The sequence below is a fragment of the Cyanobacteriota bacterium genome, from assembly GCA_027618255.1.
Taxonomy (GTDB): Bacteria; Cyanobacteriota; Vampirovibrionia; order LMEP-6097; family LMEP-6097; genus JABHOV01.
In genome coordinates this window covers 1-4,252 of sequence record JAQCFG010000098.1, presented here as the reverse complement: position 1 = coordinate 4,252, position 4,252 = coordinate 1, and the positions used below count along the sequence as shown (strand labels likewise).

4 protein-coding genes are annotated in these 4,252 nt (G+C 39.0%); all 4 read right to left on the bottom strand.

Features of this window, described 5'->3' with window-relative positions; translation table 11 throughout:
• Nucleotides 1–145: 145 nt before the first annotated feature.
• Complete coding sequence (locus O3C63_09505; protein ID MDA0773158.1) at nucleotides 146–832, bottom strand: hypothetical protein; 687 nt, start codon at nucleotides 830–832, stop codon at nucleotides 146–148.
• 75 nt (nucleotides 833–907) lie between these two features.
• A complete protein-coding gene (gene ribD, locus O3C63_09500) occupies nucleotides 908–1,927 on the bottom strand; it encodes a bifunctional diaminohydroxyphosphoribosylaminopyrimidine deaminase/5-amino-6-(5-phosphoribosylamino)uracil reductase RibD (GenBank protein ID MDA0773157.1) in 1,020 nt (339 codons plus the stop codon).
• On the bottom strand, nucleotides 1,920–3,425 hold the full coding sequence (gene gatA, locus O3C63_09495) for an Asp-tRNA(Asn)/Glu-tRNA(Gln) amidotransferase subunit GatA (GenBank protein ID MDA0773156.1): 1,506 nt from the start codon (nucleotides 3,423–3,425) through the stop codon (nucleotides 1,920–1,922). The genes ribD and gatA overlap by 8 nt, the downstream gene beginning before the upstream one ends.
• A 24-nt stretch (nucleotides 3,426–3,449) precedes the next feature.
• Nucleotides 3,450–4,252 (bottom strand): hypothetical protein (locus tag O3C63_09490; GenBank protein ID MDA0773155.1); only part of this gene is annotated, 803 nt, incomplete at its 5' end.

Genomic DNA, 4,252 nt, shown 5'->3' with positions numbered 1-4,252 from the left:
TAAATTCAATCTAAAGTGGTGTAGTCAGAAGTGCAAGGGCAGGCTGCAGTATCTTCATTGTTGCTTGAAATCCGGTCACCACCTCCATTTATAATCGAATTAAATCTCTAAAATACGGATTATTGCTACTTATGCGCAGATAAGTTTAATTCTCTTTGGGCTTATGGTTAGCTGCTTGAAATATCATTACAGTTATATCTGTTAGATCACTGATATTTGAATGTTTGATTTTGTCAGGGTGCATGAGAATCGAAATCTTTTTCTTGTAGCCTTGTTTATTTTCTTCAAAGCCTAATTCTTTCATTGTTTCAATAATCATTTCTTTGTTGATTTCACTATGCGTTACTAGCTTCTTTTTTAAACTTGAAATAAGTTTGTCTAAAAATATTTTGTCATTGCCTTCTACTTTGCTTGCTGAGATATATTCTTGTATACGATCTAGATTGATTTGGTCTGGGTGAGGCTGTTTCACTTGTTCTGTCTGACTGCTCGTGTTGTGTGTTTGTGAACTTTGTGGCTTTGTTGAGTTAGTAGCTTGCGCAGTTTGATTGAAATATACAAAGGCTGCTGTTGCGGCTGCAGCAACTAGTGCAAGAAATTTCTTTTTTAATAAATAGAGTGTTGCTGTAATTCCTGCACCAATAGCTCCATATTTAAAAAGATTTGATTTCTTGTCTTCAGATTTTGCTTCGGGCTTTTCTTTTGCAAATTGTTCTGCCGTTGTGCGGTTGTTAAAATCAGGATTGGTTCTTTGCTGAGATTGGTTTGGGCCTGCATGATCGGTCTTTGGATTAGACTGTTTATTTCTGAAATCAGGATTGATTGAAGGCACAGATAAATGTTAATACGAGTTGTCCCGATATGTCAAGCGCAATTTGAGATTAGGTGGAATTACTTAGTTTTTTGATTAGATCTTTAATAAACAAGATTTTATATCAGTAGAAGCAATAATTTCTGTTCTATAAATTTGAAAGCCTGGATGATTAATTACCAAGGCCTTTCCTGGGGATACTTGATAATGTACAATCTCATCAACCAAAGCAGCCTCAATAAATGCTTCTGAGAGTTTTGGTCCCACTTCAATCATGATCCTCTTATAACCTTGATCTATAAAATTTTGAATAGTTGATTTAAGATCAATGACTTTATGTTCAATAACTTTTCTATTTGCTTCTTTAAAAATTTTAAAATTTCTATGACTAAAATCAGTACTTGATTTTAAAATTGCAACATCAGGATTTTTGATTGTTGCTAGTATTAATTCCTTTGCTGAATGCCTTACTGTGTATTCTGGGTTATCAGCCTCAATAGTACGGATGCTGGTGATTAATAAATCATTGCAAGAGCGCATACGATGAACGTCTTTGCGGGATTCTGCATTGGTGATCCAACGAGGCTCGTCAGGCTTTGTGATCATACGACCGTCAGCTGTTGTTGCGATCTTGACCGTGATCCAAGTAGAGTTTGGTTCTTGAATAGTTTTGAAAAACACTCTATTGAGGTAATTGCTTTCTTGAACAAGCTTGGGCTCAAGATCTTTGGGCTCTATGACTTCGATACCTGCTGCTTTAATTTTGTCACTACTGTTAACAATTGGATTAGGGTCATAGGAAGAAAAAACTAAGCATTTGAATCTGTGCTTGATTATTAAGTCGGCACATGGTGGAGTTTTGCCAGTGTGTGAGCAGGGTTCGAGGCTCACATAGATAGTTGATTCAGGGAATAGATTTTGATAACCATTTGTTATAGCGTCATTGATTGCGTTGACTTCTGCGTGCGCTTGTCCTGCCTGTCTGTGAAAACCTTGACCAATAATTTTATTTTGGTGAACTATCACTGAACCTACAATTGGGTTTGGGAAGGCAAGAGTCTCTCCTCTCTTCGCAAGTTTGAAGCATTGCTCAAGGTATTGATTGTGCTTAGACATTGGCTGTTGCATTTAGAGTTGCAGTTAAATCTGGACTCTTATTAAAGTCAGTAGTGCTCTGGAATGCATAAGCTGCGTTGTAGATTCTAGCTTCTTCAAGTGCTGGTGCAATCAGTTGCATACCGATTGGCAGATTGTTAGAGTCATAACCACAATTGATTGAAATTCCTGGTAAGCCAGCTAGGTTGACAGTTACTGTCATAATGTCTTCAAGATACATCTCAAGTGGGTCAGCAGTCTTGGAGCCAATCTCAAAGGCAGTTGCTGGTGCAGTTGGACTTAAGATGAGATCACATTGTTGGAATGCAATATTGAAGTCTTCAGCGATTAGTGCTCTTGCTTGCTGGGCTTTTTTGTAATAAGCGTCATAGTAACCGGAACTCAACGCGTAAACACCAAGCATGATTCTCTTTTTGACTTCTGTGCCGAAATTGGCTCTAGAGTTGGGATACAAGTCACTGAGGCTTGTAGCTTCCATGTCTCTAAGTCCGTATCTAACACCGTCGTATCTTGAAAGATTGGAGCTTGCTTCAGAAGGTGCAATTATATAGTAAGTAGGTAAACCATATTTGATCTTGTTAAGGCTAATGTCGATAATCTCGGCACCGAGCTCTTTATATTTATTGATTGCGTTTTCTACTGCTATTTTAACTTCTGAATTTAATTCTTTAACAAAAAAGTCTTGAGCGATGCCAATACGTAAACCTTTGAGGTTTTGAGTTTTTTTGAAACCTTGTTCTATTGCTGCTAAATAATTTGGTACAGGGTTTTCTAATGAGGTGCTGTCTTTAGGGTCATGACCTGACATTGCTTCTAGCAAAAGAGCATTACTTTCTACGTCTTGAGTCATTGGTCCTGCTTGATCTAAAGAACTTGCAAAGGCGACAATGCCATAACGAGATACTCTACCGTAGGTTGGTTTGAGACCGGTGATGCCGCAGTAAGCAGCTGGTTGTCTAATTGAGCCACCAGTATCGGTTCCAAATGCTAGTGGTAGCATTTGGGCTGCAATTGCCGCTGCTGATCCGCCTGAGCTTCCGCCAGGTACTTTGCTTGGATCCCATGGGTTTTTACAATTGCCATAAGCACTAGTTTCATTACTCGAGCCCATTGCAAACTCGTCAAGATTGAGTTTGCCAAGTGGAATTGCACCAGCGTCTATTACTTTTTGGGTGATTGTTGCGTTAAAGCTTGAAGTGTAGCCATTGAGCATTTTGGAGCCTGCAGTTGTTTCGCTGCCTTTTAAATTAATAAGATCTTTGATACCGATTGGTACACCTGCTAATTTGCCGAGGCTCTCACCTGCTGCTAGTTTTTGATCTAGTTCTTGAGCTCTCTTGAGGGCAAGCTCGCCATTGACGCTAATGAAAGCATTAATTGTTTTATCGTATTGTTCTATACGTTGTAAAAATGCTTCGGTGATTTGCTCGGCACTGGCTTCTTTGTTTAAAAATATTGAGTTGAGCTGGAGGGCTGTTTTATTAGTTAATTCAGACATAGATATGATTTTATCATATCAGTCTTATTTATTTGATCTTGAGACTTCAATCCATTCATCATCAAGTGCATCATAAATAAGTGTGATTGTGTCTTTTGAGCCTATGGTAAATGAACTAGCTGAAGTGAGTGATAATCCTGTACCACTATCAAGTGTTACTGTGTTTGTGTCATTTAAACCTTTGAGAATGACCATTTGACCATCTGTACCATCGGCTATTTGTGGATCAACTGTAATATTAACTGCGCCAGCATTACCTTGAACTCTCATTAGAGCTCGAGTTACCGTGATTCCGCCACCAGCTGTTACGTTAGTGGTACCACTCGGTGTGAAAGCAAGATCACCATTGATTTCAAGGCTTGCTCCTGGTGCAGACTCGCCTATTCCGACATTGCCTGAGGCATCAATTGTTAATCTAGTATTAGTTCCAATTGCAGTTGTGCCAATTTTGAATTTATCTGCGTCTCCATCATCGATACCCATTGTAAATGTAGATGTACCAGAAAGTTGGAAAGCAAGTATTGGGTCACCATCGGCTAGTGTATTGTCAATAGCTATACCATCAACTGCTGCCCCACTTGAAACATCTAATTTAAAGTCAGGGGAGATATCGCCGATGCCTACGTTCTGAGCGGAATCATCAAGCATTAATAAACCACCATTGAAATTGAGGTCTGAACCGTTAAGGTCAATTGTTGTATTTGCATCCATAGACATCGCGTCTTTGAAATCTTCAAAATCTAGTGAGTCAGCAGCAACTGTAGCAACAACTCCAGTGACAGCAGAACCATCACCATTGAAACTAGTAGCAAGAACTTGTCCAACTA